A 23110-nucleotide genomic window follows, 5' to 3' on the forward strand; every position below is an offset into this window, starting at 1 on the left:
CGGCGGAGTTAGTCATCGTCCGCCGCCGCTGCAGCGGCCGTCGCCCGCCGCTTGAGCACGATCAGCGCCGCGAGCAGCGCGACGGTGAGACAGATGACGATCGTCGCGCCGGTTCGGACCGTCGCGCGCTCGAGGACGGCGGTGAAGCCGAGCGCGAGCGCGATGCCGACGATCCCGACGACGACGGCGCCGGTCGCGTGTGCGACCGCCGGCCGGAGAACGCTCGGCTCGCGGCCCAGTTCCTCGGTGATCGAGACGCCGTAGACCGCGCTGTCCCAGGCGACGAGCGCACACGCGACGACGGCGCTAACGACCGGGGTCGACGCGCCGGCGACCGCCGCGGCGATCGCCCCGCCGACGAGCGCGCCGGCCGCCAGCGATCCCGGTGCGCCCCGATCCGGCAGCAGTCGGAGGGAGCCGAGCAACCAGATCGCGACGAAGAGCGTTCCGGCGGCGCTGACGACGCCCGCGATCACGATAGCGACGATCGCGATACCCTCCGGCGGCGCGAGCAGCGAGGCGAGTTCCTGCGGCGCCATTGCACCGAGTCCCGGGACGGGAAGCGGCTCCCCCTCGGCTGCGATCGCTTCGAGTTCCGGCCGGAGCAGTTCGTCAAACGCCCGCGGGTAGCCCACCAGCACGAGCAGCGAAACGATCGCGCCGCCGGTCAGTACCGGCAGCCACCTGACGGCGGGATGGTACCGGAGTCGGTAGAGGCCGGGCAGCCGCGAGACCAAGAGTGCTGCGACCAGAACGCCGATCCCGGCGACGAACGCGACGCGCGGTCCCGTCGCCATCCCGAGCGGCACGACGGTCGACTCGAGTAACGGGTACACCTCCCGGATGTACGGCTCGTCGGTCGCCCGCGAAAGCGCGGCGGTGATCGTTAGCGCACCGCTGACCAGCAGGACGGTCCAGCCGGCCCAGCCGGCTCGCGACGCGAGCCGTCGAATTCGCCAGCGGACGTCCGCGCGTCGATCACGGGGTAACAACTCCGGGATCGGCAGCCGCGGCAGGACGAAGTATACGGTCCAGAGCAGGGCGACGAGCGACGCGACGAACGTCGCGATGCCAACCGCCGTGCTTTCGGGCGAGAACAGGTGCGCGAGCTCGAGGCCGCTCTCGCTTGCGGCCGGTCCGGTCCCCGTCTCCGCCCCCCTGGCGCCCGCGAACGGAACGATCTCGCGAACTCGCCGTCGAACCGGCGGGAGGTGGAACCCGCCCACGACCGCGAGCGGAAGCGTCGTGGCGACGGCGACCGGGATCGCCGACCGAACCGCGCGGTCGCCGATCGCGCCCGTAACGGTCGCCGTCGCGCCGAACGCCGCCAGCCCGATCGCGACGACGACGCCGACGCGGGTCGCGATTTCGCTCGGACCCGCACCGGTGCCGACGGTAGTCGCCGCCTCGAGACCGGCCGCCGCCGCGATCCCGAGCGCCGCGAACACGACGAGGCAGCTCCCGAGGGCGCGGCCGCCGGGCGTCCGCCGCTTCGTCGCCGTCACCGTGCCCGTCAGGAGACAGCCGGCCGCGACGGCGGCGATCGCCGGAACGAGTGCGTCGATGCCGATCGCAAGCGCGAGTGCGCCGGCCAGCGTCGCGAGGATCGTCGTCAGCGCGGTCACCGGCGCGCTGGTCGTCTCAGGGGCGCCGGCAGGAGAGGGATCTCGGCGCGTCGGTGCGGTCGTCTCCGGCGGCTCGCCGATATCGCTCGCCATCAGCGGATCACCTCCCCGAAGCCGCGGCCGAGGGCGCCGGCCAGCGGCGTTTCCGGATCCCAGTCCGCGATCGGCACGTCGAGCCGGCGCAGGCGCTCGAGGCGAGCCTGTCGCCGGATCGCGGCCAGCCGCGCTCCGACGGCGTCGGCGTCGGTGACGGCCGGCGAGATCACCGCCGCACTGTACCCTCGACGGCGGAATTCGGCCGTGAGGTCGACGATCTCGTCGTCGACGGCGGGCGTACAGACCACGAGCTGGGCGGTGGCGGGCAGCAGCGCCTCGAGGTGGTCGACGTCGGCTGCGGCGCCTCCCTCGGGGCCGCCGTCGGCGCGAGCCGCGCTCGAGTCCGAGCCGGCGCCGGGAGAGCGCGCTCGCGCCGCCGACGCGTCGCCGTTCGATGTCGACTCGCCGCTCGACCCGTCGGCACCGCTGCCGCGGGCAGCGACGGCGTCGCAAACTCGCGCGACCCGACCGCCGACGTCGACGCCGGTGCCGGGCTTCACGTACGCCGGCGGACCGGTGTAGACGCCGGGCGTGCGGCCCCGAACGCTGAGGCCGACGATGCCGACGTTGTGGCCCACCTCGAGCAACGCACTGGCGGTCACGACGCCGGCGTAGGCGGCGAGCGTGATGCCGTCGGGCCGCCCGCGGGCCGGCGCGACGCCCGCAACGTCGCGGCCGTCCACGATGACGACGACGTTCGTCGCTTCCTGCTCGCGGTAGAGCACGGTGCCGAGTTCGCCGGTGCGGGCGTAGCGGCGCCAGTCGATCCGGCTCAGCGGGTCGCCCTGCTGGTAGTCCCGAGTAGAGTGGAACTCGTATCCTGCGCCGCCGCTGTCGCTGGCGACGGCGCCCGTGACGGCGATCGTGTCCCGGTGGAGCGGGAGGCCGTCCAGCGGGATCGTACACTCGAGTTCCGTGTCGCCGTCGGCGGGGAGTTTGTCATTCGCGACGGCCGTCGCACTCAGGCTCCGCAGGCGGATCCAGGTCGCATCGAAGACGTAGGTTCCGCGCCGCGGCTGGATCGCGTACTCGAGTTCGATCTCCTCGCCGGCCCGCAGCGTCGTTGCGCCGCGCGCGTCCCCGTCGATGACGTCGAGGTTCTCCGGTACGCCGTCGACGATCCGTACGTCGGGCAGCGTTCGGTCGGATTCGTTCCGCACCGTCAGCGTGACCTCGACGCGCTCGCCGGGCAGCGGCGTCCGCGGCGCACAGTCGCGCTCGAGGGCGATCGCCGCCGACGGATCGGGCGCCGAGGAAAGCGCCGCGTAGCCCAGGTACGTCACGGGGACGATCGCGGCGATCAGCAGCGACGCCGAACCGACCACGGCGCCGGCGGCCGCGAGGACGAGCGAGGCGACGACGCCGGAGTGCCACCGGGTGACGCGACGGACGCGCGGGTGCTGCTTACGCATCGTCTCCCTCCGGTTCGGCGGTTGCACCGGTTGCAGCGCCGCCGTCAGTATCGATACTTCCCCCGCCGTTCGTCTGCGTTGTCGGATTCATCGTCGCCGAACTCGCATCGTCGTCCGATCGCTCCGTATTGAATTCTCCCTCCGCCGCGTACCGTTCCATCTCTTCGAGCGTCCGCTCGAGGCGCCGCTGGAACGTCCGGCCGGGGAACAGCCACCGCCGCAGTCGGTGCCCGAGCGAGAGCGTCCCGGCGGACTCGTCGCCGAGGAAGACCGCGGCGATCCGGTCGTCGGTCCACTCGCCGCGTCGGATCCGCTCGTCCGCGGCGTCGCTCGAGTAGCCCTTCGCGGTCTCGACGGCCCGGAGCGACTCGCGCAGGTCCGCGACGACCGCGTTCGTGTTGGCCCGATTCCCTCGCTTCAGCGCGTCGATCGTCCGGTCGACGCGTTCGGTCGTCAGTTCGCCGACGACGTCGACGCCGGTCCCGGCGTTATCACCGCGCTCGTCGCCGGCGGCCGCCGCTACCGACGCGTCGGGCTCGTCGGCTCGAACGTCCGTCGCGCCGGAGAAGTACGTGCGCCAGAGGCCGAACAGTCCGATCGCGGCCGCGGTTCCGATAAGCACGTGCTGCCGATCGACAGTCTCCTCGACCGTCGCGACGGCCTCGAGCGCATCAGGCGGGAGTGCCGACGGCGCGGTCGCCAGCACGGCGCCGATACCCAAGGCTGCCAGCATCACGAGGACGAGAAGAACGTTCGTCTTGGAGTAGCTGGACCCGCTCATGGCCGATCACCGCCGTTTTCGCCATCGTTCTCGTCTTCGGTATCGTCAGCGGTAGTGTCGTCGCCGTCCGTCACCGACCGCACCGCGGATCGCACGCGCTCGAGGCGGTCGTCGGACGGCGCGGTCTCCCCGTACTCGCTGTCCCGGAAGGCGTCGACGACCGTCCGAACCGGCGGTTCGGGGAATCCCTTCTCGACCGCGTACCGGCCGACTTCGCCCGGCGTCTTCGTTCGAAGGCGAGGCGGCCGCACCAGTCGCACGAACTCCGCCCAGAGTTCCCGGAGCGTCCGAACGTCCTCGTCCGTTTCCTCGTCGCCGGCCGCAGCCGTCCCGTCGGTGCCGGTAACGGCCTCGCTGACGTCGTCGGCGCGCTCCCTCGAGGAGCGCAACAGGGACCGAATCGCGTCGCGGAGGTATCGGTACAGTCGAATCGGGTGAAGCGCCGAAAGCGCCGCCAACCCCTTCGTGGCGAGTTCGCCGGGCAGCTCGACGAGCCAGCGGCCGGCCCGCTCGAGCGCGCGAGCGACCGCGCGGGCGCGATCGACGATCCAGTAGCCCAGCGACTCGAGGGAGCGGGCGAGCCGGACGATGGCGTCGACGGTCCGCCGGCCGAGCGTCCGGAGGGCGTCGCCGAGCCGCTGAAGCAGGCTCGCCGGCGAGGGCAGCGAGCGGACGCGGTCGCCCACTCCATATCGTGCGGAGAGTCGCCAGAAGAGCAGCAAGCCACCGACGACGGCCAGTGCCAGCAGCGCGGCGTTCCGGTAGAGCCCGTCGACGGTGGTCGTCGCGCGTGCGCCCTCGTACGTCGCGGCGATCGTCGCCTCGTTCGCGAGCGGCAATCCGACGGTCGCCGTCCCGTCCGCGCCGGTCGTCGCCGCGGCGGCGCCGTCGACGAGAATCGTCGCGTTCGCGACCGACTCGTTTCCGTACTCGAGTCGCGCGTCGACCGGCCGACCGGGCAGCGGGAAGCGGTCCTCGACCGTCAGCGACAGCGTTTCGACCGTGACCGTTCGCTCGGCCCGGATCTCGCCGCGCTCGACGGCGATCGTCGCGTTCCCCGGGGTCTCGGGAACGGGAACCACCGCCGCGCCGTCGTCCCCGGTCGTGCCGTACTCCTCGCCGTCGATCGAGACGGCCCCCTGCGGGATCGGGTTGCCGTCGACGGTGGCGACGACGGTGACGTTCGTCCCGGCGATCGGAGCTCCGTCGATCGTCAGCTCCGTCTCGGGGTTCATCTCCACCGTCGTTTGCGCTCCGTTTCCGGTCTCGCTCTCGTTTCCGTCCTCGGTCTGCGAGTCTTGCGCCGCCGAAAGCGGCATTGCCACGGTACCGTGGAACTGCCGAGACGCGTCGAGTCCCGGCAGCGTCGGTCCCGAAATCGAGGCGGAGCCGCGAGCCGTCGTCGTCTCCGTTTCCGTCGGGGACACCTCGGCCCGCACCTCGAGGGTTTCCGTGTACGGCACCTCGCCGGTAACCGTTCCGTCCGCGTCGGTCGTTCCGATCCGCTCGTCGTTGAAGTAGACGGTGGCGTCCTCGACCGGGTCGCCGTCGCCGGTGACGGTGACCTCGACCGTCGAGCCGGGGGTCGGCTGTTCGTCGAACGAGATGTCGTACGACGTCCCGTCCTCGTCGCCGGTTTCGTCGTCGCTCGAGTCCTCCGTGTCTTCGCCGTTTTCGCTTTCGTCGCCGTCGCCTGACTCCTGTCCACCACTCCCGCTCTCACTGTCACTCTCGCTCGAGCCGTCGCCACTACCCGTATCCCCGTCTCCGCCGCCGTCTTGCGACGGAGAAGACGAGTCGCCGTCTCCGGTGGTACTTTCGTCCCCGTCCGCGCTACCGTCGCCGGTGGATTCGCCGCTTCCGTCGCCGTCGCCCGTTTCGGTGCCCGTGCCGTCGGTCTGCTCGCCGCTCGAGCCACTGATGCCGTCACCCGACGTCGTCCCGTCGGCGGGCGATCCCCGGCCGTCGGTCGACGTTCCGTCGGATCGGCCGCCGGGCTCTTCGGCCGTTCCATCGCCAGGCGATCCGGTGGTTCCGTCGCCGGATCCCGTGCCGAACTCTCCCTGAGACGGCTCACCGGTTCCCTCCCCGTCGGCGGAACCCGTTTCCGAGCCGGAGCCGGATCGGCCGCCGGCCGTTCCGTCCTGCTGGCCGTCGCCAGCGTCGCCGACTTCGGATCCGGAATCGGAACCGGACTCGGCGTCCGTACCGGTGCCAGAACCGGCACCGGAACCGGCCCCCGACCCGCCGGCGCCGTCACCCGTTTCCCCCGGCTGGTCACCACCCGTTCCGGAGTCGGTTCCGTCGGCACTGCCGGCTGCATCGGAGCCTAACTGGTGATCGCCGGCGCCGCCACCGCCGTCCCCACCGCTGCCGAGTTGTAGTAACCCGCTCGAGCCCTCCTCACCGGCCGGCTGCGCTGGTCCCTGTCCCTGGAACCCGACGCCGCCGAGCGGCGGGATCGTGACCGCCGCAAGCGCCAGAATCGCCGCGGCGACGAGGACGAGCGCGACCTGCCCCCAGTCGGGACCGGTCGCGGCTGCGGTGCTCGAGTCGACTGACTCGTCGCCCGCGTCCGTCGATCCTGATCCCATCCGAAACTCCCGTATCGGACCCACCTAATTCCCGGATACCCATAAAAATATGCAGCGATAGCCGCTCTGCCGGCCACAACGCTTAGGTGACGGCTCCCCTCGCTCGACGCGGGGCGACTGCGCTCACCGATTTTCCGCGCGCATCGTTTCGAGCCGTTCGATCGGATCGACACCCGCGAGGACCACGACCGCGAAGACCTCGTCGCCGCCCGACCGCGGCGCGTCGCCGCCGAGAATCTCGACCGAGCCGGTCGCCGACTCGAGCGTCTCGCGGCCCTCCGAGATCGCCCGGCGGTTGAGCCACGCGGGCGGCCCGCCGACGATCAGCATCGCTCGCTCGGCGTTTTCGCGCTCGCACTCGAGGGTGAGTTTCCCCCGCAGCGCCTTCCGGATCGTCGTTTCGACGGCGCTGAACGCGGCGCCCGTGTCGACGCTCGAGTCCGACCCGAAGAGGCCCAGGCCGAGGTCGATATCGAGCCCGAACGGCGAGCCGCCGCCGTCGTCGCTCTCGACGCGTTGCGTGCCGTAGCCGAGGCTCACGACGTCGCTTTCGCCCCCCAGAATGCGGCCGACGTCGTTCGCGTCGATGACGGTCTCGGCGCCCGATTCGCCGCGCCGATCGCGGCCGTCGCGGGAACGCTCGTCGCCGTCGAGTCCGCCCGTGTCCGCCGTCGACCCGAAGAACGCACCGACGCGGGTCGCGAGCTCCCGATTGAGCCGCTGGCGGCCGTCGCCCAGCCCCTCCCGCGGCCGCAGCCATAGCTCGTTGTCGAAACAGACGATCGCGTTCGCGAGGCCGTCGAGTTGCTCGAGGGTTTCGACGGCGTTCGCTTCCGCGAGCGGGCGCGTTTCGGCTTCGGGGATCGTGGCCGGCTCGGAATCGGCGGCCGTCTCGGTCGCCGTTTCGGTGTCGTCCGTCGGTCCATCCGTCGCCGGCTCGGCAACCGGTGCTCGATGGTCGATTTCGTCGGTCGGCCCGTCCTCGAGTTCCGACTTCGCCGGCAGCGTCGCGAGGACGTACACCGGCTCGTCGTACAGCGTCTGTAAGTTCGCGACGAGGTGCGGCGCGGTCCCGCCGCCGGTCGCGCCGCCGAGGCCGACGACGACCAGGAAGGCGTCCGCCAGCGAGGGCTGGCCCTGATCCAACTGTCGGCTGAGTTCGTCGACGTACTCCTCGCCGACCTCGAATCCTCGGTGGAGGTTCCCGTTGAGTCCGTGGTCGATCGTCTCGCCGTACCGGTGTCGATGCGTGTCGGGGATCGCCCCGAGATCGGTCAGCCCGTCGACGTCGGTGTCGAACGCGAACGCGTCTGCGACGAACGACGAGGACGCTGCCTCCTCGTCCGCCGCACGGATCGCATCGGCGATCCGACACCCTGCGCCGCCGACCCCGATCACCTCGAGTTGCATAGCGGAACCTATCGGACGACCGGGCTTTCACGTTTCCGTTCCGATCGCTTGCGCGGCTGACACCTCTTGAGCCGCACTCGCCCTCGAACTCAGTTCCGCAGTCAGGGCGTCAACCGCTCGAGCGACCACCACTCGATCCCGCCGTCGTCGTCGACCAGCGCGAACACCATCGTCTTGCGGACGCCGTGAGCGAGGCGTACGTCCAGCGCCAGATCCCGCGGTTCGAAGACGTAGTCGGCCGGATGTACCCGCACCAGCAGTTCGGAGTGATCCAGTTCCGAGACGGACTCGACCGCCGCGTAGGTCCGGAAGTCCGCGCCGAACTTGTAGCCGGTCTTGGGAACGACGTCGCGCTCGCGCAGTTCCGTGTAGACGGCCAGGCGGCGCTCGAACCGTTCGCCTTCGACCTCGCGCCCGCGTTCCCGGACGGTCGCCGGATCGAGGTCGATCGCCCCCCGCTCGGCGAGGGAGGCCGCCTCGAGCAGCGAACACTGCAGCGTCGGCCGATCGTACTCCCGTCCCTCGAGGGGCTGGCCGTAGAACAGTCGCTCGTAGAGTTCCAGCGGCGGGTCCCAGACCACGACCCGGTCGGCCAGCAGGTCGGCCTCGCAACGGTCGGGGAGGCTCACGTCGGGGTTCGAGTTCCCCGTCGGCGCCTCGCGGTTCACCTCGAAGTAGGTAATTTCGCTCTCCTCGTCGACGACCGCGAGGACGCCCTCGGCGAGTTCGCCGGCCGGCACGTCGGTCCGCTCGCCGATGATCCGCAGGGCGTAGGCGATCTCGCCGTCGCCGGGCCCCTTCCCGCGGGGAAACACCGCGAAGTCGGCCTCGCCGGTCGGCGGGTCCTCGACCCACGATTCGTCGGCCGGCGAGAGGTAGAAGCCCCGCGAGCGCAGATCCGCGTAGACGAGAAAGCGAACGCCGAAGCCCTCGCCCGGTTCGCGGGCGACGAACGCTTGGAAGTCCAGTCGGGTCCCGTCCGCGTCGTCGACCACCGCTTCGAGATCGCCCCGATAGAGTAGGTGGGCCGCCTCGACGGGCGAGAGCGCGATTTCGTTGCTCGAGATCGGATAGCCGTACCCCCGGGAATCGTGGTAGCGCTGTCGCGCGTCGCCGCCGACGTAAACGAGACCCGCCTCGGCGTCGAACCGCCCCTCGAGTGACATACGCGTGGCTTGGCCGTGGGGCACTAAGTGGCTGCGGATCCCGCGCCGTCGCGGACCGCCGTCTCAATCGTCGCTGACGGCTTCGGGATCCCCTTCGCCCTCGCCCTCGAGCGCCCGCGCTTGCGCCCGATCGCAGGTCGCGTCGAGACACCGGGTCCCGCTCCGGGTTTCGAACGTCGGGAGGCCGCAGGCGCACTCTCCGTCGATGACGCCGGTCGGCATCGCGAAACCGGTATCGCAGTCGGGGTAGTGCTCGCAGCCGGCGATGAGCCCGCCCCGGCGGAGGATGCGGAGGTCCCCGTCGCAGTCGGGTTCGGGGCAGTCCCACTCCCGGTCGAACGCCTCCGAGACGGCCTCGTCCAGCGACTCGCAGTCCCGATCGAGACAGACGTTGAAGGCGAGGCCGCGCTCGACGCGCATCCGCGGCAGGCCGCAGTCGCAGTTGTGTCCGTCGTGCCGGATCGTCGCGTCCGACGGCACGCCGTACCGCTCGCCGCAGTCGACGCAGTGGACGCCTCTCGAGCGAACGAGCGCCCCCGAACAGTCCGGGCAGGTCCCGATCCGCGGCCCCGCCGCCGAGACCGGGTAGTGGGCGAACCCGTCTTGTTCGTGGGCCGCGATGCGCAGGGTCTGGGTGTCCTTCTTCGCGAGGAGCGTGAAGCCGTCCGAGCGGTCGCTCGAGACGCTGTCGGCGCGGGTGAGCCACGCGACGGGCTGGTAGCCGTCGCTGTCGTGGACGAGCACGGTGTTGTCCGGTTTGACGACCGTCGTCATGCGGCCGCGGTACTCCTCGCGGTCGGTGCCTTCCGTGATGACGGTGCAGTCGCCCGCGAGCACGCGGATCGCGTCGTCGATCATGGCGACGTTGGCCGCGGGTTCGTACTTAAACTCGAGGTCGGCCGCAGCCGTCGGTCGCCGCCCCGTCGCCCGGCACGGGCCGCCGTCACGTCGCGGTACGCTTTTGCCGATTCCGTCGCTCGTCCGGACTATGCCCGAATCCGACGAGTTCGGCGACGGACTCGCCGACGCGTCTACCGCGGCGGATCTCGAACGCGCCCTCGAGAATCTCGCGGACGACGTCGCGACGCTGGAAGCGGCGCTTTTGGGGCCTGACGGGGCGGACCCCACGGTGACGGCAACCGAACCGGATCCGGAACAGCGAGCCCGGTTCGAAGCCGTCGCCGGCCGCTTACAGGACCTGCTGGCGGCGACGGACGGCGGCCATCGGCCGATCAACACGCGGTCGGGAAAGCAAATTACGCCGCTCGAGCCCGATCCCGACGCCATCGTCCTCGAGGATATCGCCCACGCGCTATCGAATCTGAGCCGCTTCGCCGGACAGGGACGGGAGTTCTACGCCGTCGCCCGCCACGCGGTCCACGTGAGCCGCGAGGTCGAAGTCCGCAGCGGCTCGCCGGCGGCGCAACGATGGGGGCTCTTGCACGACGCCAGCGAGGCCTACTTCGCGGACGTGCCCGCGCCGGTCAAACGGAGCCTCCCGGGCTACACTCGCGCCGAGAAGCGGTTTCAGGCCGCCGTTCGGGACGCCTTCGACCTCGCGCTCTCGCCGGAAGACGAGCGATTGGTCGACGAGGTCGACGCAGCCGTCGGTCGCTACGAACTGGTCGCACACTTCCCGGCAATCGGATACGAGGCGCCCGACCTCGAGTACGTGCCGCCGTGGTTCGGGTCGGCTGAACGGACGAACTCGGGGGATGCGACGGTGATGAGCGCGAAGGCGCTGTTTCTCGAGCGCGCTCGCGAACTCGGGCTCGACTGAGACGTTCGAGGTCGAAAAAACGGGAGTTCGGCTTCGAGAAAACGGGAAAACGAGAGAACCGAATCGGTCCTGGCGACCGAGTACTGCCTACTTCGACAGCGACTCGACGAGCCGTTGCGGGAAGCCGGTGATCAGCTCCCACAGGCCCATCGGCTCCTCGTCGGCGCGCAGGCGAGCCCGGATGCGCTGACTACAGAGTTCGACCGAGATGATCAGCAGGAAGATACACAGCAGCGTCGCCATGGTGTTGGTGAACTGGAGCAGTCCCTGCTGTACCTCGAGGATCTGCCCGAGGCCGCCGCCGCCGATGACGCCCAGCGCGACCGCCGCGCGGACGTTGATCTCGAAGATGTAGAGCGTCCAGGCGATAAACGGCGTCGTCACCTGACTGAGCATCCCGAATGTGATCGTCTGCGGGCGGTTCGCGCCGGTCGTCTCCATCGCCTCGATCGGCCCTTCCGAGATCTCCTCGAGTTCGTCAGTGAAGAGCCGCCCGAGGTTGCCGATGGTGTCGATGCCGACCGCCAGCGTCGCCGAAGCGGGGCCGAGGCCGGCCAGCGGGATGAGGATCAGCGCCCAGATCAGCGCCGGGATCGACCGAATCGCCGACATCGTCCCGCGGAAGACGAAGTTCAGCGGGAACGGCGTCACTCGTTCGGACCCGAGCACGCCGAACAGCAAGGCGAGCGGGAACCCGATGATGGTGCCGCCCAGCCCGATCGCGAGCGTGGTACCGGCCTCGCCGAAGACGGCGAAGATCCCGAGTTCGTCGATGAAGAAGGCGACGGGATCGGTAACGAGTAACTGCCCGACCGCGGGATCGAACAGCAGCTGACGCTCCGTGATGAACGCCCAGTACTGGCCGATGTCGAGGAACGGGATCACGCCGAAGTACCACGTGATCGGGAAGAAATCCCGCAGCGACTCGAGGAAGAAAGGAGCGTTGTACTCCGCGTCGAACATGCCAACGGCGCTCAACGCTTGCAGGAACAGGAACCCGATGACGCCGAGCAGCGTCAGGCCGCCGATCGCGCGCCGTCGTCGGGACCGGCGGATCCGCTCGTAGCGCTCGGTGAGTCGCTCCGTTCGGCGGACGCCGTCGGCATCGGTGGCGGCGCTCCCGGATTCGGACTGCGGGCGGGTATCGGTACTCACGATCGCGATCCCCCCGTTCCCGAGTCGATCGCCGATGCGGGAGACGCCCCTTCCGCGCCGTCGGTCGCGATGTCGGCGCTCCGGTCGGTCCGCTCGTCAACGTCGGTCTTGGCGAACATCCCCTCTGTGTCGACGTCGCCGTAGATTTCGTCGATGACGTCGAGCGTGAGTTCGTCGCGGTAGCCGTCGAAGACCTTGCGCCCGTCACGCAGGCCGATAAAGCGCTGGCCGAACTTCCGGGCGAGGTTGACCTGGTGGAGACTGATCATCGCCGTCAGATCGCGGTCCTGCGCCGCGGTCCGGAGGTAGCGCATTACCTTCTGGGCGCTCCCCGGATCCAGGCTCGCGACCGGCTCGTCGGCCAGCAGAATGTTCGGCTGTTGGACCAGCGCGCGGGCGATGCCGACTCGCTGTTGCTGTCCGCCGCTCATTCGCCGGGCCTTCTGCTGGGCCTCCTCGAGCAGCCCGACCGTCTCCAGCGCCTCGAGGGCGCGGTACTTCTCGTCGTCGGACTGGAGTTGCAGGAGGCTCTCGACGTACCGGCTGCGGTTGAGCGTGCCGGTCAGCGCGTTCGAGTAGGCCGTCATGTTCTCGATGATGTTGTGCTGCTGGAAGACCATCGCCACGTCGTCTCGCGGTTCGAGGACCGGCGTGTCGTCGATGCGGACCTCGCCGGAGGTGGGTGCGGTTAACCCGTTCAGACACCGCAACAGCGTCGATTTCCCCGATCCCGAGACGCCCAGAATAACGACGAATTCGCCGTCGGGAATTTCGAACGAAACGTTATCGAGGGCGACGGTTTCGCCGAACGTCTTGGTGAGGCCGTCGGCGACGAGTGTGCTCATGATGTGTCCGTTACGAGAGGTCTTTGAATTCGAGTCCGAGTTCGTCCATCACGTCTTCGATCGGTGCGTAGTCCTCCACGGAGCCGGATTCGACGCCGCTGAACCAGAGTTCCTCGCCCTCGTAGTCGTCGCCGTGCTCGAGGTCCTCGGCTTCGACGTTGAGGATGGCCTCTTCGACGTCCTCGCGGATCGGATCGTCCCAGTCCGAGCGCGCCATCAGCGGCGCCCGCGGGATCGGGTCCGACACGGCCAGCAACTCGAGTTCGGGCTCTTCGGAGCCAGCGTTTTCGTACTCGGCGGAGATGTCGACGAAGTCCTGAGACAGTTCGTCGAACTGCTCCTGGGGCACGTGCGGTGCCGTCGAGAACGCGCCGGTCGTCGCGGCGGCGATCGAGGGATTGTTAATTAGCTGGTCGCGCGCGGTCGAGTGGTCGGAGTACCGCGGCGTGAAGTCCGGCGGGTCGCCGTCCGGCGCGGAGCCGGTGTCGAGACCGGCCTGACTGAGCATCATCATCGGGACGAGCGTCCCCGAAACGGACATCGTAGCCCCCATCGCAACCTCCTCGCCCTCGAGGTCGGCGAGTTCACTAATATCGCTGTCGGGAGTCGTGGTGATCAGCGAGAAGTACTGTGCGGCACCGTAGGCGACGCGGATACCGATCACGTCCGCGACGTCCTTGGCGGCGACCGCCGCCGACGGCGACGTGTCGGCTAACTCTCCGGCGCCGCGGCGCAGTTCCTGAATCGTCGCCGTGTAGCTTTGAGCCCGATTCGGTTCGATCGTCACGTCGACTTCGGACTCGACGTAGTCGAACAACGGCTGATACTGCGCCACGATGTCGACGTCCGATTCGGCCGGATTGAGGATCCAGGAGATCGTCGTCTCGTCGACCGAGCCGGTCGTCGTGCCGTTGGTCTCGCCGTTTCCGTTCCCGTTCCCGCTGCTACTCTCGTCGAGGCACCCTGCTGCGAGTCCCGTTCCGAGCGCGCCGCTGGTGATCAGAAACCGTCGTCGGCTGCTCGTTCGCTCACTCCTGTCACGCATTATCGTTCATCTTCGCCGTAACGTTCAGCCAACATAATTGTTTATATCGACATAATTCACTGATATGGTGATATCCGGATACATATGTGGTCTATATATTCTACATACGGAACAAACGCGGGACCGATCTTGAGAAACCGAAAACACTGTCACGGCAACCGCCCGCGTCCGATCGTTCGTTCTGCGGGCCGTCGACGATGGCGGCTGTCCGGCGGAAGCGGATCCGTCGCTCGTTGATTCCGGCGAGAACGGGGTCACCGCCGAGCGGTGAAATCCGTTCGGATTTAGTACCGGTGTCATCGATACGACCCTGTGTCCCGTCCATCGCTGATCGTCTACTGCGGGTTGCCCGGGGTCGGGAAATCGGCCGCCGCGGCCTACACCGCCGACGAGCTGCCGGCCCGACGGTTCCGGAGCGACGAAATCCGCAAGGAGCTGTTTCCCGAACCCGAGTACACCGCCGCGGAAACCGCGGCGACATACGACGAACTGCTCGAGCGCGGTCGCGAGGCCCTCGCGTCCGGCTCGAACGTCGTCCTCGACGCGACGTTTCGCTCGACGGAGTACCGCGACCGCGCGGCCGCCCTCGCAGCCGAGGTCGACGCCGCCGACGGTGTCGCCTTCGTCCGCGTCACCTGCGAGACGGACGTCGTCACGGAGCGCCTCGATCAGCGGACCACCGCGGAGTCGGTCAGCGACGCCGGCCTCCGCGAGTACCGGCTCGTCAGCGAGTCGTTCGAACCGCTCGAGCGCGACCACGTCGTCGTCGACAACTCGGGGCCGCTGGAGGAGACGTACCGGCAGATCGACCGGTCGGTGCTAGACCGATGACGACGATCAAGGACAGCGTCCACGACTATATCGAACTCGACCCGACCGCGGAGGCGCTGCTGGACACGCCCGAAATGCAGCGGCTGCGGAACGTCCGTCAGCTGAGCACCGTCCAGCTCGTCTACCCCTCCGCGAATCACACGCGTTTCGAGCACAGCCTCGGCGTCTACCACCTCGCCTCGCGGGCCGTCGACCGCCTCGAGGTCGACGATGCGCTCGCCGACCGGCTCCGCGCAGCGGCGCTGGTCCACGACGTCGGCCACGGCCCGTTCGGCCACCAGACCGAGGCCGCGATCGAGCGCCACACGGACCGTCACCACGACGAGATCGAGTGGCTGCTCGAGGACTCGGACAGCGATCTCGGTCGCGTGCTCACCGAGCAGGGGCTCGATCCCGCAGCCGTCGCGGCGACCGTCGACGGCCGCGGGCCGCTGGGGGAACTCGTCTCCGGCTCGCTGGACGTCGACCGGATGGACTACCTCGTGCGGGACGCCCATCACACCGGCGTCCCGTACGGCACGATCGACCACGCCCGGCTGCTCTACGCCCTGCGGCGCGTCGACGGCGAACTCGCCCTCGAGGAGGGCAACGTCGCGACCGCCGAGAGCGCGCTGATCGCGCGGACGCTGATGAACGCGACCGTCTACCGCCACCACGTCTCGCGGATCGCCGGCGCGATGCTCGATCGGGCCAGCGAGCGGCTCCTCGCGGACGAAGTCGCCGACCCCGACCGGTTCGCTCGGCTGACCGACGCCGAACTGCTCGCGACCTTCGAGGACTACCAGCGGACGGCCGATACCGCGGCGCGAATTCGCGAGCGCAACCTCTACAAGCGGGCCGTCTGGGTCCGCCGCGACGCCGTTCCCGACCGGTTCGTCGGCCTCGCGTACGAGCGGACCAGACGACTCGAGCGCGAGATCGCCGAGATCGCCGGCGTCGACCCCGCCGCCGTCATCGTCGACAGTCCCGCCGAACCGAGTTCGCCGGAATCGCGGGCGAAAATCGTCGTCGACGGTGAACTCCGTCGACTCGAGGACCGCTCGGCGCTGGTCGCCGGGCTGGACGCCTGCGTCCGCGAGATTTGGCGACTGGGCGTCTACGCGCCGCCGAGCGCGCTCGAGGCCGTCCGCGAGGCGGCGACGGCGGTGCTCGATCTCGGGAGCGTCGAGGGCGACGTCGCGCCCTGACCGGTTCGCGGCTCGTTTCTGATCCGCCGCTTACTCGCCCGAACTCGGCGATTCGCTTTCCGACAGGCGATCCTCGTACTTCGCCAGCGCCTCCTCGAGCGCCGCACCCGCATCGATCTCGAGCGAGTCGGCGAGCGCGAGCAGGGCGAACAGCGCGTCGCCGATTTCGTCCGAATTGATCTCGAGGTCGTCGGGATCGGACCCGTATCCGGTCGACTCGTTGGCGTCCTTCGCGAGTTCGCCGACCTCCGAGACGAGATCGAGCAGTCGGTACTCGGGCGGCGTCTCGAGGTCGTAGCGCTCGACGAACTCCGCGACGCGTTGCTGGTGGTCGTCCATACGGGCAGCTGCACCTATCAGCAAAAAAGAGAGTCGAAATCGATCGGCGGATCGGCGCTCGATCGCTCGAGTACCGGCGCACGGGCCACGCTCACCCGGCAGTGACGCGTTACTGTGCGCTCGCGTTCGCCGCACCGTCGGATCCGTGGCCCGGAACTGCGCTGTCGGTATCGGCCTGCGGATCCCCTCGCCGGTCGTCGATGTCGACCGGCGGGCCGGGCTGTCGTTCGGGGCCGAACGCCTGGCCGGCACCGTCGCCGGCGATCGAGCGCGCGACCGCCGCGGTCTCCGGCCCGTCGAGTTCGCTCGCCCGCTCGCGCAGCGTTCGAATCGCGTCGCGGTCGACGCCGCGGTCGGCCAGCACTCCGTCGGGAACGTCAGCCGCACTCGTTTCGACGGCCGCCAGTTCCCGCTCGAGGCTCCGGATCTCGGCGACGGTCTTCGCGACCTCCGCGCGGTAGCGGCCGTCGTTCAGTTCGCCGGCCTCGCGGGACTCGTTCAGTGCCGTGAGGCGCTGCTCGAGTTTGGTGAGCCGGGTTTCGGTCTTCGCGAGACGCTCGTCGATGATCGCCGCCTTCGACGCGTTGCTCTCCGCGGCCGCGAGTTCGGCGGCGTAGGCGCGTTCCGACATACTGCCGTTGATTTCGGCCTGCTGGACGCCGACGACGCCGGCGAACTGTGCGCCGGGCTGGATCGATTCCCCGGAGCCGTCGGTCGCTGTCTCCTGCGTGCCGCTCGAGGCCGGTGTCGCGGTTGCGCCGCCGAGCGGCGCTGCAAGGATCGCAACGACGAGGATCGTCGCGAGCGTGATCGTCGTGAGTCGGTTCGGTAGTCCGGTCATGGGTGTGGGTGGGTACGGGAGTCGGTTCGGGATAACTTGTCGAGGCGATGCGTGCTGTTTGCCGCCGATTTCGACGCGTTGCCGACGGTTTCGGCCCCGACGAGCGGGTCCGAGCGCCGTCGCAGTCGGTTACGCCCCATCGTCGTCGCCCTCACCTCCGGTTACCGTCGCGGGATCGACCGCGTCGGGCAGCGCGAGGACGTTCTCGCGGCCGAGCCGGAACGACTCGAGCTTGTCCTCCTCGCGGAGTCCGCTGACGACCTTGCTGGTCTTCGCGTCGGTCCAGCCGAGTTCCTCGACGACGGTCTGCTGTTTCATCCGCCCGCCGCGGTCCCGGACGAGCCGCAGCACCTGCTCCTCGTTGCTGAGGAGTTCGGGATCGACGTCGCTCGCGGGGATGGAGTCCGACGACGGCTCCGAACCCGGCGACCGGGCTTCGCTCGAGTCGGTATCCGAATCTACGCCGGCGTCCGAACTCGCGGCCGCCGTTGCCGCGCCGCCGTTCGCTGCTGCTGACGGCGAACCGGTGTCGGGTTCGTGTCCGCCCGATGGACGCCCGCGCCCGCCGCTCGTCGGGAGTCGGTCGCGGTAGCGCCACGCACCGGCCGCACCGAGTCCGATGACGACGGCTGCGATCGTGGCCACGAGCGCCGTGCTGGGCCCGCCGCCGGTAGTGACTACGACCTGTGGCTCGCCGGTGATGAAGTCGGTCTCGCCGCCCCGCCAGAGGACGGCCCGCTCCCGTCGCTCGTCGGGATCGGGGGTCGCCGACTCGAGTTCGTAGCCCGCCGGCCACTCGAGGAGCAGCCGCGTGCCGTCGTCGAGGAAGAGCCCCTCGATGGCGTCGCCTGCACGGAGAACGTCGCCGTCGCCTTCGACGGCGGCGAACCCGTGCCACCGGAACGTGTACCTGACGACGCCGTACTCGCGAGCGAACGAGCGCCGTTCCGTCTCGACGGCGAACCCGTCGGCGCGCATCTCGCGGCCGGTCGCGTCGCTCGCGGTGGCGACCGTCGTTCGCATCCGGTCGGCGAACGAGCGCGTGTAGTTGTCCGGGTCGTCTCGGATGTCCGACTCCAGGGAGTCGAACGCCGTCCTGCTCTCGTCGTCGTTCAGCCGGACCCAGAACTCGAGGGTCCACTCGGCGGTGCCGTTCGGTTGGATCGCGACGTCCATTCGGACCTCGTCGGCATCGATCCGATTCTGGTCCTGCGCGATTCCCCGCATCGCCGTCTCGGTCCCGGATTCGGAGCCCGCCTGCGCGCTACCGCTCGAGAGCGCAAGCGACGGCTCACCGTTCGTCGGATCGGCCGCAGCCGCCCCGATACCGGGACTGAGGAGCAGTGCCGCGACGACTACGACCGCTACGCCGACGCGACCGTTCATACCGCTCGATGCTCGTACCATTGCTTAAAGGGAACGAAAATCGTGTTTTTATGATCGTTCTGTGTCAGCAGGAGCGACTCGCTCGTCGGCTACCGACTGACCGGTCTGCGCTGTGGGTGAGCCGTTGGGCAGGGGTGGTAGGCCCGCACGCGGGAGGAACGGGCTCCGTTAGCGGGAGGGCCGAAGGCGTCGGTGACCGTCGGAGTCGGTCGAGATCGACGGCACAGTGGGCGGCCGCCGGTCGTTAGGCGTCGGTTTCGTTGTCCGTTGACTCGTCGGTGTCGTCAGTCTCGTCAGTGTTGTCGCCAGTCCCCTCCTCGTCAGCGTCGCCGGTTTCCGGTTCGGGTTCGTCACTGTCGGCGTCCTCGTCTTCATCGGCGTCATCGCCATCATCGCCCGGCGTCACGTCGCTGATCGCGTCACCCAGCGGGTTCTCGAGGTCGCCGCTCAGGAACGACGAGATCCGGTCGTGGATCGCGGAGACGTGGTCCGGGACCTGGTCAGGGAGGTCGACGGCAGGGCCCTGTCCGTTTCCGGCTCGCTCGGCGTCGTTAGCGTTACCGCTCGCGTTCGCGTTCGCCGACTTGTCGTCGGCGTCTGCGTTTTCGGCGCCGTTGCTTCCGTTTTCGGTTCCGTGTTCGTGCGCGTCCGCATCCGCGCCGTCAGCCGGGGACGCGGGTGCGTTCCCCGGAACGGCGGCGGCGAGGCCAGTCGTTGCAACCAGTACCGCGAACGCGGCTGCGATGAGCGTCGTTCGGTTCATAGCTCGCATCCGATCCTCGAGGGCCGGACCGATATGAAGGTGGAATACCGCCAACGCGGTTTTCGGGGTTTTGAACCGGCTTGAACGACGTTTTCGACGGTTTGTATTCCGTTTAACGCGGGTTGAACGGTCGGTCTTTCCCAGAACGGATCAAACCACGTCAGCGGACTGCCGTGCCCGCTGGCCCGCACGCGTCGTCTCCGATCGGTCGGTCCGCAGCGCCATGGTCCCTCCCGTTCGATCGCACCCGTCCCGGTCTCGAGCCCGCGGCGTCCCGTCCGCGAACCGGCGGTAAATCCGCATCTTTTTCACATTTTCTCGAGAATCTGAGAAAGAATCGATGGAGAAGGCGTTGTGGTACCTCATCGCCGGCACGCGCGGCGGCGAGAACAGGGCGCGGATCATCCGGGCGCTCGAGGCCAAACCCCGCAACGCCAACCAGTTGGCCGAGGAGTTGGACGTCGGCTACAACACGGTTCGCCACCACCTCGAGATGCTCGAAGATCACGACGTCGTCGAGCGCGGCGGGCGGACCTACGGGGAGTTGTACTTTCTGACGGACCGGTTCATGCGCCACTGGGACGAGTTCGAAACGATCACGGAGCACTTGGAGTGATACCGATGGCAATGTCAACCGAAATCACGGCGGCAGCGGTCCTCTCGGCGGGGAACCTCGTACTGCTCGCGGCGCTGACCTACGTCTGGGTGCAGAACTACCGGCGGTTCAAGACGCCGCTCGTCGCCGGCCTGCTCGCGTTCAGCGTCGTGCTCGCGCTCGAGAACGCGGTGGCGATCTACTTCTTCTTCAGTTCGGGAATGTTCTACGCCTCGGATCCGATCGTCCAGCAGGTGGTCGCGCTGCTCCGCGGACTCCAGTTCGTCGCGCTGGCGTTTCTGGCGTACGTGTCGCTGAAGTAGTCGTGGTGCGATCCCGCGATCCCGTCTGTCCTCGAGTCGCGAGTCGACCTGAACCGGCACCGACGTGCTCAGATCCCGTCCCACAGCCGTTCGTACTCGTAATAGGCCGCCGTCTTGACGACGGTCGTCGCGATGCCGATGTCGACGGCCGTGCTCGCCTGTCCCGTAATCGCGAGCGCGATCAGCACCGTCGTTAGCAGCATGACGACGCGGTACAGCAGGGCCTTGCACAGCGCTCTGCGCCGGGTCCCTCGCTCGAGGATCGCAGTATCGGTGCGGAGTCGAGTCGTGCGTGACTGCGTGCGGTCGTCGGTCATCGTGTCGTGGTCTCGGCTGTTGGTCGTCCCCGCTGTCGTCCCGCGTGGGGCTGCTTTCGTCGCCCGCTGCTCCCGCCGCCCGCTACTGCAGCGTCGCCCACGCGAGAAAGCAGAGAGCGACGAACTGCAGCCCGCGGAGGCCGGTCGCGACGAGCAGCGGCCCGGTCGCGTCGGCGTACAGCATGCCCATCCCGAGGTGGAAGGCCAGCGCCGCGAGGTTCTCGCCGGCCAGCAGCGCCGCGAACGAACACAGCGCGAGCACCTGTTTGGTTCGGAACGTCCAGTAGTTGCGTAGCCAGACGGCCGAGAGCGCGCCCAGCAGGACCAGGTTCAGGCCCGAGAAGACGGCGGCGAGCAGGAGCAGCGACTGGGCGCGGCTCATTCGCGCCTCCGTCGCGGGCCGTCTCGAGCGGTGCGGAACGGACTCACGGCTCGATCGTTTTGGACACCCAGCCGGTCGCGCCGTCGGGCTTCGGTCCCGAGGGATCCTCGGTCTGAACCGCACCGGTCCCGTCGATCGCCCGGACGACGACCTCGTGGCGGTCGGCGGCGGGCTCGAAGCTGTAGCGCCACTGCCGCCAGACGTCCCGAAGTTCGGTGCCGGCGTCGGGTTCGGGCGAGAGTTCGGCGGCCGTCCACGTCTCGCCGCCGTCGATCGAGACCTCGACGGCGTCGACGCCCTCGAGGCCGGCGTAGGCGTGGCCGCCGACGGTGATCGCGTCGTCCTGGTGATCGACCGACCAGAGTTTGGTGACGGTCTCGACCTCGCCGGTGCCGTCCCAGCCCCGTTCCTCCCAGTAGCCGTCTCGCTCCTCGCGGACGAACTCGAGTTCGTCGAGCCACTTGACGTTGACCTCGCCCCAGTTTCCGGGGACGAACAAGCGGACCGGATGGCCGTGTTCCCGCGGGAGGAAGCGGCCGTTCATCCCGTAGACGAGGTACGACCGCTCGAGGGCCTCGCGCGTGATGGTGTTCCAGTAGTCGTCGACGGCGTGGGCGACGACGTGCGTCGCTTCGTCGCCGGGGCCAACTTCCTCGAGCAGGTCGGCGACGGGAACGCCGGTCCAGACGGCGGTGTCCATCTCGCGGTCGTTCAGGTCCTCGCCGACGCAGCGCAGCGTGCCGTAGAACCGTTCGGCCTCGCGCTCGCGGAGGGCGTCGTAGTCGATCGTCAGCTCCGAGTCGACGGCGCCGGTGATCGAAAGCGCCCAGTCGCCGCGCTCGAGGATTGGATCGATCGTGTTGATGTCGACCGTGTAGAACGCGCCGATCTCGCTGACGAGCCCCGGCGCGTCGGGGAGGTCGAGGGCTGCGTCCGCGGCGTCGTCCAGCAACTGTTGTTCCGTGCGAGCCCCCTGCTCGTCGGTCTCGAGGGCGGGAACGCCCTCGCCGGGCGTCCGTCGCTGCCCGACGAGCGCGGCGATCCCGGCGAAGGAAAGCGTGCCGAAGCCGGCCTGCAGGGTCGCCCGCTTGGTTCGATCGACGGTGCGGGCCTGCGCGTCGGTTTCGCTCTCCGACTGGAGCCGCTCTCGCACCCGGCGGACGCTCAGCGGATCGTGCACCGCGGCGAGCTCGACGACGGCGACCACGGCTGCGGCCGGGACCGCGGCGGCGACGGCCGCAACCGGCGCGCCGGTCGCTGCGGTCGCGACTAGCCAGACGGCGACGGCGGCCAGCGCGACCGCGAGGTACCGGCGGTCGGCGAGGACCTCGATCTCGAGGGCCAGCAGAACCGTCGCGGCGAACAGTGCCGCGACGACGAGAAGCGCCAGCAGGAAGCTCGCCGGCTGGGCGAGCGGCCCGAACGCGTCGCGGACGGCGTTGACGATCGCGGCGGGCATCGAATCGACGACGAACGAGGCGGCGGGATCGCCGACGAATGCCGGGGTTAGCCCGGCGTAGGCGAACGAGCCCGCGATCGCCGCGACGCCGGCGAGGATCGCGGTGACGGTGCGCCAGACGAGGTGTGCGGTCGACAGTCGGGACGTGATGTGGGTCATTGGGTCGTAGAGGTCCGTTTTCAGTGGGGTGGGACGGTCGTTCGGGCGTTACTCGAGTCGCCGCACGGCGACGATTCCGACGAGGCCGACGACGACGGCGGACGCCGCGAGGAGCCCGACGGTACCGATGCCGCCGAGCAGGCCGCCGCTCATCTCCTCGCCGCTCTCGTCTGCCATCTCGTCGTTCATCGACTCGTCACTCATCTCGTCGTCCGACATTTCGTCGCCGCTCATATCGTCCTCGCTACTCATCCCGTCGCTGTCGTTCATCTCGTCGCTCTCGGTCATTCCGTCATCTTCACCGGACATCTCGTCACTGTCGCTGTCGTTCATTCCGCCGTCGCTCCCCGTCTCGTTGCTGTCGTTCATCCCGTCGTCCTGTATCGCTGCGTCGACTGCCGGTCCGGTCGTCGCTCCGGCGACCGCCGTTCCGGCAGTCGCCACGAGCGCTGCGATCGTCAGGAGTACGGCGATGCGTTTCCGCGTCGGTTGGAATCGAACCATTGTGGTCGAAGCGACTCGAGGCTCCCTGAAGGGTATTTTTCGGGATTCGGGGCAACTCCGCGGGAACTCGGTCGCAACTCCGTTGTACGTCGGTTCGATTCCGTGCGGAGTCGAT

Annotated in this window: 23 protein-coding genes; 5 read left to right on the forward strand and 18 right to left on the reverse strand. The window is 69.0% G+C overall.

Annotated features, from left to right (window positions below; all coding sequences use genetic code 11):
- Nucleotides 1-8: 8 nt before the first annotated feature.
- The 7 genes from ATJ93_RS17730 to ATJ93_RS17760 form a co-directional block, all read right to left on the reverse strand.
- Nucleotides 9-1718 (reverse strand): DUF7519 family protein, encoded by a 1710-nt coding sequence (locus ATJ93_RS17730; RefSeq protein ID WP_245977644.1) that lies wholly within the window; start codon nt 1716-1718, stop codon nt 9-11.
- Nucleotides 1718-3133 carry a DUF58 domain-containing protein gene (locus tag ATJ93_RS17735; protein ID WP_120245971.1) on the reverse strand — a complete coding sequence of 472 codons (1416 nt, stop codon included), beginning with the start codon at nt 3131-3133 and terminating at the stop codon, nt 1718-1720. The genes ATJ93_RS17730 and ATJ93_RS17735 overlap by 1 nt, the downstream gene beginning before the upstream one ends.
- Nucleotides 3126-3914 carry a DUF7269 family protein gene (locus ATJ93_RS17740; RefSeq protein ID WP_120245972.1) on the reverse strand — a complete coding sequence of 263 codons (789 nt, stop codon included), beginning with the start codon at nt 3912-3914 and terminating at the stop codon, nt 3126-3128. Before ATJ93_RS17740 ends, ATJ93_RS17735 begins: the two co-directional genes overlap by 8 nt.
- On the reverse strand, nt 3911-6508 hold the full coding sequence (locus ATJ93_RS17745) for a DUF4129 domain-containing protein (protein WP_120245973.1): 2598 nt from the start codon (nt 6506-6508) through the stop codon (nt 3911-3913). The genes ATJ93_RS17740 and ATJ93_RS17745 overlap by 4 nt, the downstream gene beginning before the upstream one ends.
- A gap of 123 nt (nt 6509-6631) precedes the next feature.
- The gene (locus ATJ93_RS17750) at nt 6632-7918 is read right to left on the reverse strand and encodes a tubulin/FtsZ family protein (RefSeq protein ID WP_120245974.1); all 1287 of its coding nucleotides are present in this window, start codon (nt 7916-7918) and stop codon (nt 6632-6634) included.
- Between the two features lie 101 nt (nt 7919-8019).
- Entirely contained in the window at nt 8020-9084 is a 1065-nt protein-coding gene (endA, locus tag ATJ93_RS17755) for a tRNA-intron lyase (RefSeq protein WP_120245975.1), read from the reverse strand.
- A gap of 63 nt (nt 9085-9147) precedes the next feature.
- Complete coding sequence (locus ATJ93_RS17760) at nt 9148-9942, reverse strand: endonuclease NucS domain-containing protein (protein WP_120245976.1); 795 nt, start codon at nt 9940-9942, stop codon at nt 9148-9150.
- Between the two features lie 130 nt (nt 9943-10072).
- Between ATJ93_RS17760 and ATJ93_RS17765 the strand changes: the two genes are divergently transcribed.
- Nucleotides 10073-10864 (forward strand): hypothetical protein, encoded by a 792-nt coding sequence (locus ATJ93_RS17765; protein ID WP_120245977.1) that lies wholly within the window; start codon nt 10073-10075, stop codon nt 10862-10864.
- 87 nt (nt 10865-10951) lie between these two features.
- Here ATJ93_RS17765 and phnE read toward each other — a convergent pair whose 3' ends face one another.
- Genes phnE through ATJ93_RS17780 form a run of 3 tightly spaced genes read right to left on the reverse strand, consistent with a single transcriptional unit; the run spans nt 10952 to nt 13909 of the window.
- Nucleotides 10952-12019 (reverse strand): phosphonate ABC transporter, permease protein PhnE, encoded by a 1068-nt coding sequence (phnE, locus tag ATJ93_RS17770; protein WP_120245978.1) that lies wholly within the window; start codon nt 12017-12019, stop codon nt 10952-10954.
- Complete coding sequence (locus tag ATJ93_RS17775) at nt 12016-12864, reverse strand: phosphonate ABC transporter ATP-binding protein (RefSeq protein ID WP_120245979.1); 849 nt, start codon at nt 12862-12864, stop codon at nt 12016-12018. Before ATJ93_RS17775 ends, phnE begins: the two co-directional genes overlap by 4 nt.
- Before the next feature lie 10 nt (nt 12865-12874).
- Nucleotides 12875-13909, reverse strand: a complete 1035-nt coding sequence (locus ATJ93_RS17780; protein ID WP_120245980.1) for a PhnD/SsuA/transferrin family substrate-binding protein — start codon at nt 13907-13909, stop codon at nt 12875-12877.
- A gap of 312 nt (nt 13910-14221) precedes the next feature.
- Here ATJ93_RS17780 and ATJ93_RS17785 point away from each other — a divergent pair, with 312 nt between their 5' ends.
- Both ATJ93_RS17785 and ATJ93_RS17790 read left to right on the forward strand, forming a co-directional pair.
- Nucleotides 14222-14740: an AAA family ATPase gene (locus tag ATJ93_RS17785; protein WP_120245981.1), complete on the forward strand. Its 519-nt coding sequence runs from the start codon at nt 14222-14224 to the stop codon at nt 14738-14740.
- Nucleotides 14737-15927, forward strand: a complete 1191-nt coding sequence (locus ATJ93_RS17790) for an HD domain-containing protein (RefSeq protein ID WP_120245982.1) — start codon at nt 14737-14739, stop codon at nt 15925-15927. Before ATJ93_RS17785 ends, ATJ93_RS17790 begins: the two co-directional genes overlap by 4 nt.
- Before the next feature lie 30 nt (nt 15928-15957).
- On the opposite strand, the gene ATJ93_RS17795 is transcribed toward ATJ93_RS17790, so the two are convergent.
- The 4 genes from ATJ93_RS17795 to ATJ93_RS17810 form a co-directional block, all read right to left on the reverse strand.
- Nucleotides 15958-16266, reverse strand: coding sequence for a MazG-like family protein (locus ATJ93_RS17795; protein WP_120245983.1), 309 nt, complete (start codon nt 16264-16266; stop codon nt 15958-15960).
- Nucleotides 16267-16375: 109 nt separating this feature from the next.
- Nucleotides 16376-17107: a hypothetical protein gene (locus tag ATJ93_RS17800; protein WP_120245984.1), complete on the reverse strand. Its 732-nt coding sequence runs from the start codon at nt 17105-17107 to the stop codon at nt 16376-16378.
- Nucleotides 17108-17236: 129 nt separating this feature from the next.
- The gene (locus ATJ93_RS17805) at nt 17237-18493 is read right to left on the reverse strand and encodes a helix-turn-helix transcriptional regulator (protein ID WP_120245985.1); all 1257 of its coding nucleotides are present in this window, start codon (nt 18491-18493) and stop codon (nt 17237-17239) included.
- Between the two features lie 244 nt (nt 18494-18737).
- Nucleotides 18738-19256 carry a hypothetical protein gene (locus tag ATJ93_RS17810; protein ID WP_120245986.1) on the reverse strand — a complete coding sequence of 173 codons (519 nt, stop codon included), beginning with the start codon at nt 19254-19256 and terminating at the stop codon, nt 18738-18740.
- A 340-nt stretch (nt 19257-19596) separates the two neighbouring features.
- On the opposite strand from ATJ93_RS17810, the gene ATJ93_RS17815 reads away from it, so the two are divergent.
- Both ATJ93_RS17815 and ATJ93_RS17820 read left to right on the forward strand, forming a co-directional pair.
- Entirely contained in the window at nt 19597-19872 is a 276-nt protein-coding gene (locus ATJ93_RS17815; protein WP_120245987.1) for an ArsR/SmtB family transcription factor, read from the forward strand.
- Nucleotides 19873-19883: 11 nt separating this feature from the next.
- On the forward strand, nt 19884-20174 hold the full coding sequence (locus ATJ93_RS17820) for a hypothetical protein (RefSeq protein WP_211334081.1): 291 nt from the start codon (nt 19884-19886) through the stop codon (nt 20172-20174).
- Between the two features lie 68 nt (nt 20175-20242).
- On the opposite strand, the gene ATJ93_RS17825 is transcribed toward ATJ93_RS17820, so the two are convergent.
- From ATJ93_RS17825 to ATJ93_RS17840, 4 genes are all read right to left on the reverse strand, one after another.
- Nucleotides 20243-20491, reverse strand: a complete 249-nt coding sequence (locus tag ATJ93_RS17825) for a DUF2061 domain-containing protein (RefSeq protein ID WP_120245989.1) — start codon at nt 20489-20491, stop codon at nt 20243-20245.
- A gap of 82 nt (nt 20492-20573) precedes the next feature.
- On the reverse strand, nt 20574-20873 hold the full coding sequence (locus ATJ93_RS17830; protein WP_120245990.1) for a hypothetical protein: 300 nt from the start codon (nt 20871-20873) through the stop codon (nt 20574-20576).
- Between the two features lie 43 nt (nt 20874-20916).
- Complete coding sequence (locus tag ATJ93_RS17835; protein ID WP_120245991.1) at nt 20917-22491, reverse strand: molybdopterin-dependent oxidoreductase; 1575 nt, start codon at nt 22489-22491, stop codon at nt 20917-20919.
- Between the two features lie 48 nt (nt 22492-22539).
- Nucleotides 22540-22995: a hypothetical protein gene (locus ATJ93_RS17840; RefSeq protein WP_120245992.1), complete on the reverse strand. Its 456-nt coding sequence runs from the start codon at nt 22993-22995 to the stop codon at nt 22540-22542.
- Nucleotides 22996-23110 lie beyond the last annotated feature (115 nt).

The sequence above is a fragment of the Halopiger aswanensis genome, from assembly GCF_003610195.1.
GTDB lineage: Archaea > Halobacteriota > Halobacteria > Halobacteriales > Natrialbaceae > Halopiger > Halopiger aswanensis.

Coding starts and splice junctions, on each gene's coding strand:
- ATJ93_RS17800 (WP_120245984.1), bottom strand. CDS start 17,107: ATGACCGGACTACCGAACCGACTCACGACGATCACGCTCGCGACGATC.
- ATJ93_RS17790 (WP_120245982.1), top strand. CDS start 14,737: ATGACGACGATCAAGGACAGCGTCCACGACTATATCGAACTCGACCCG.
- endA (WP_120245975.1), bottom strand. CDS start 9,084: ATGTCACTCGAGGGGCGGTTCGACGCCGAGGCGGGTCTCGTTTACGTC.
- ATJ93_RS17745 (WP_120245973.1), bottom strand. CDS start 6,508: ATGGGATCAGGATCGACGGACGCGGGCGACGAGTCAGTCGACTCGAGC.
- ATJ93_RS17815 (WP_120245987.1), top strand. CDS start 19,597: ATGGAGAAGGCGTTGTGGTACCTCATCGCCGGCACGCGCGGCGGCGAG.
- ATJ93_RS17820 (WP_211334081.1), top strand. CDS start 19,884: ATGTCAACCGAAATCACGGCGGCAGCGGTCCTCTCGGCGGGGAACCTC.
- ATJ93_RS17825 (WP_120245989.1), bottom strand. CDS start 20,491: ATGACCGACGACCGCACGCAGTCACGCACGACTCGACTCCGCACCGAT.
- ATJ93_RS17780 (WP_120245980.1), bottom strand. CDS start 13,909: ATGCGTGACAGGAGTGAGCGAACGAGCAGCCGACGACGGTTTCTGATC.
- ATJ93_RS17740 (WP_120245972.1), bottom strand. CDS start 3,914: ATGAGCGGGTCCAGCTACTCCAAGACGAACGTTCTTCTCGTCCTCGTG.
- ATJ93_RS17765 (WP_120245977.1), top strand. CDS start 10,073: ATGCCCGAATCCGACGAGTTCGGCGACGGACTCGCCGACGCGTCTACC.
- ATJ93_RS17840 (WP_120245992.1), bottom strand. CDS start 22,995: ATGGTTCGATTCCAACCGACGCGGAAACGCATCGCCGTACTCCTGACG.
- ATJ93_RS17750 (WP_120245974.1), bottom strand. CDS start 7,918: ATGCAACTCGAGGTGATCGGGGTCGGCGGCGCAGGGTGTCGGATCGCC.
- ATJ93_RS17835 (WP_120245991.1), bottom strand. CDS start 22,491: ATGACCCACATCACGTCCCGACTGTCGACCGCACACCTCGTCTGGCGC.
- ATJ93_RS17735 (WP_120245971.1), bottom strand. CDS start 3,133: ATGCGTAAGCAGCACCCGCGCGTCCGTCGCGTCACCCGGTGGCACTCC.
- ATJ93_RS17795 (WP_120245983.1), bottom strand. CDS start 16,266: ATGGACGACCACCAGCAACGCGTCGCGGAGTTCGTCGAGCGCTACGAC.
- ATJ93_RS17730 (WP_245977644.1), bottom strand. CDS start 1,718: ATGGCGAGCGATATCGGCGAGCCGCCGGAGACGACCGCACCGACGCGC.
- ATJ93_RS17760 (WP_120245976.1), bottom strand. CDS start 9,942: ATGATCGACGACGCGATCCGCGTGCTCGCGGGCGACTGCACCGTCATC.
- ATJ93_RS17775 (WP_120245979.1), bottom strand. CDS start 12,864: ATGAGCACACTCGTCGCCGACGGCCTCACCAAGACGTTCGGCGAAACC.
- ATJ93_RS17830 (WP_120245990.1), bottom strand. CDS start 20,873: ATGAGCCGCGCCCAGTCGCTGCTCCTGCTCGCCGCCGTCTTCTCGGGC.
- ATJ93_RS17805 (WP_120245985.1), bottom strand. CDS start 18,493: ATGAACGGTCGCGTCGGCGTAGCGGTCGTAGTCGTCGCGGCACTGCTC.
- ATJ93_RS17810 (WP_120245986.1), bottom strand. CDS start 19,256: ATGAACCGAACGACGCTCATCGCAGCCGCGTTCGCGGTACTGGTTGCA.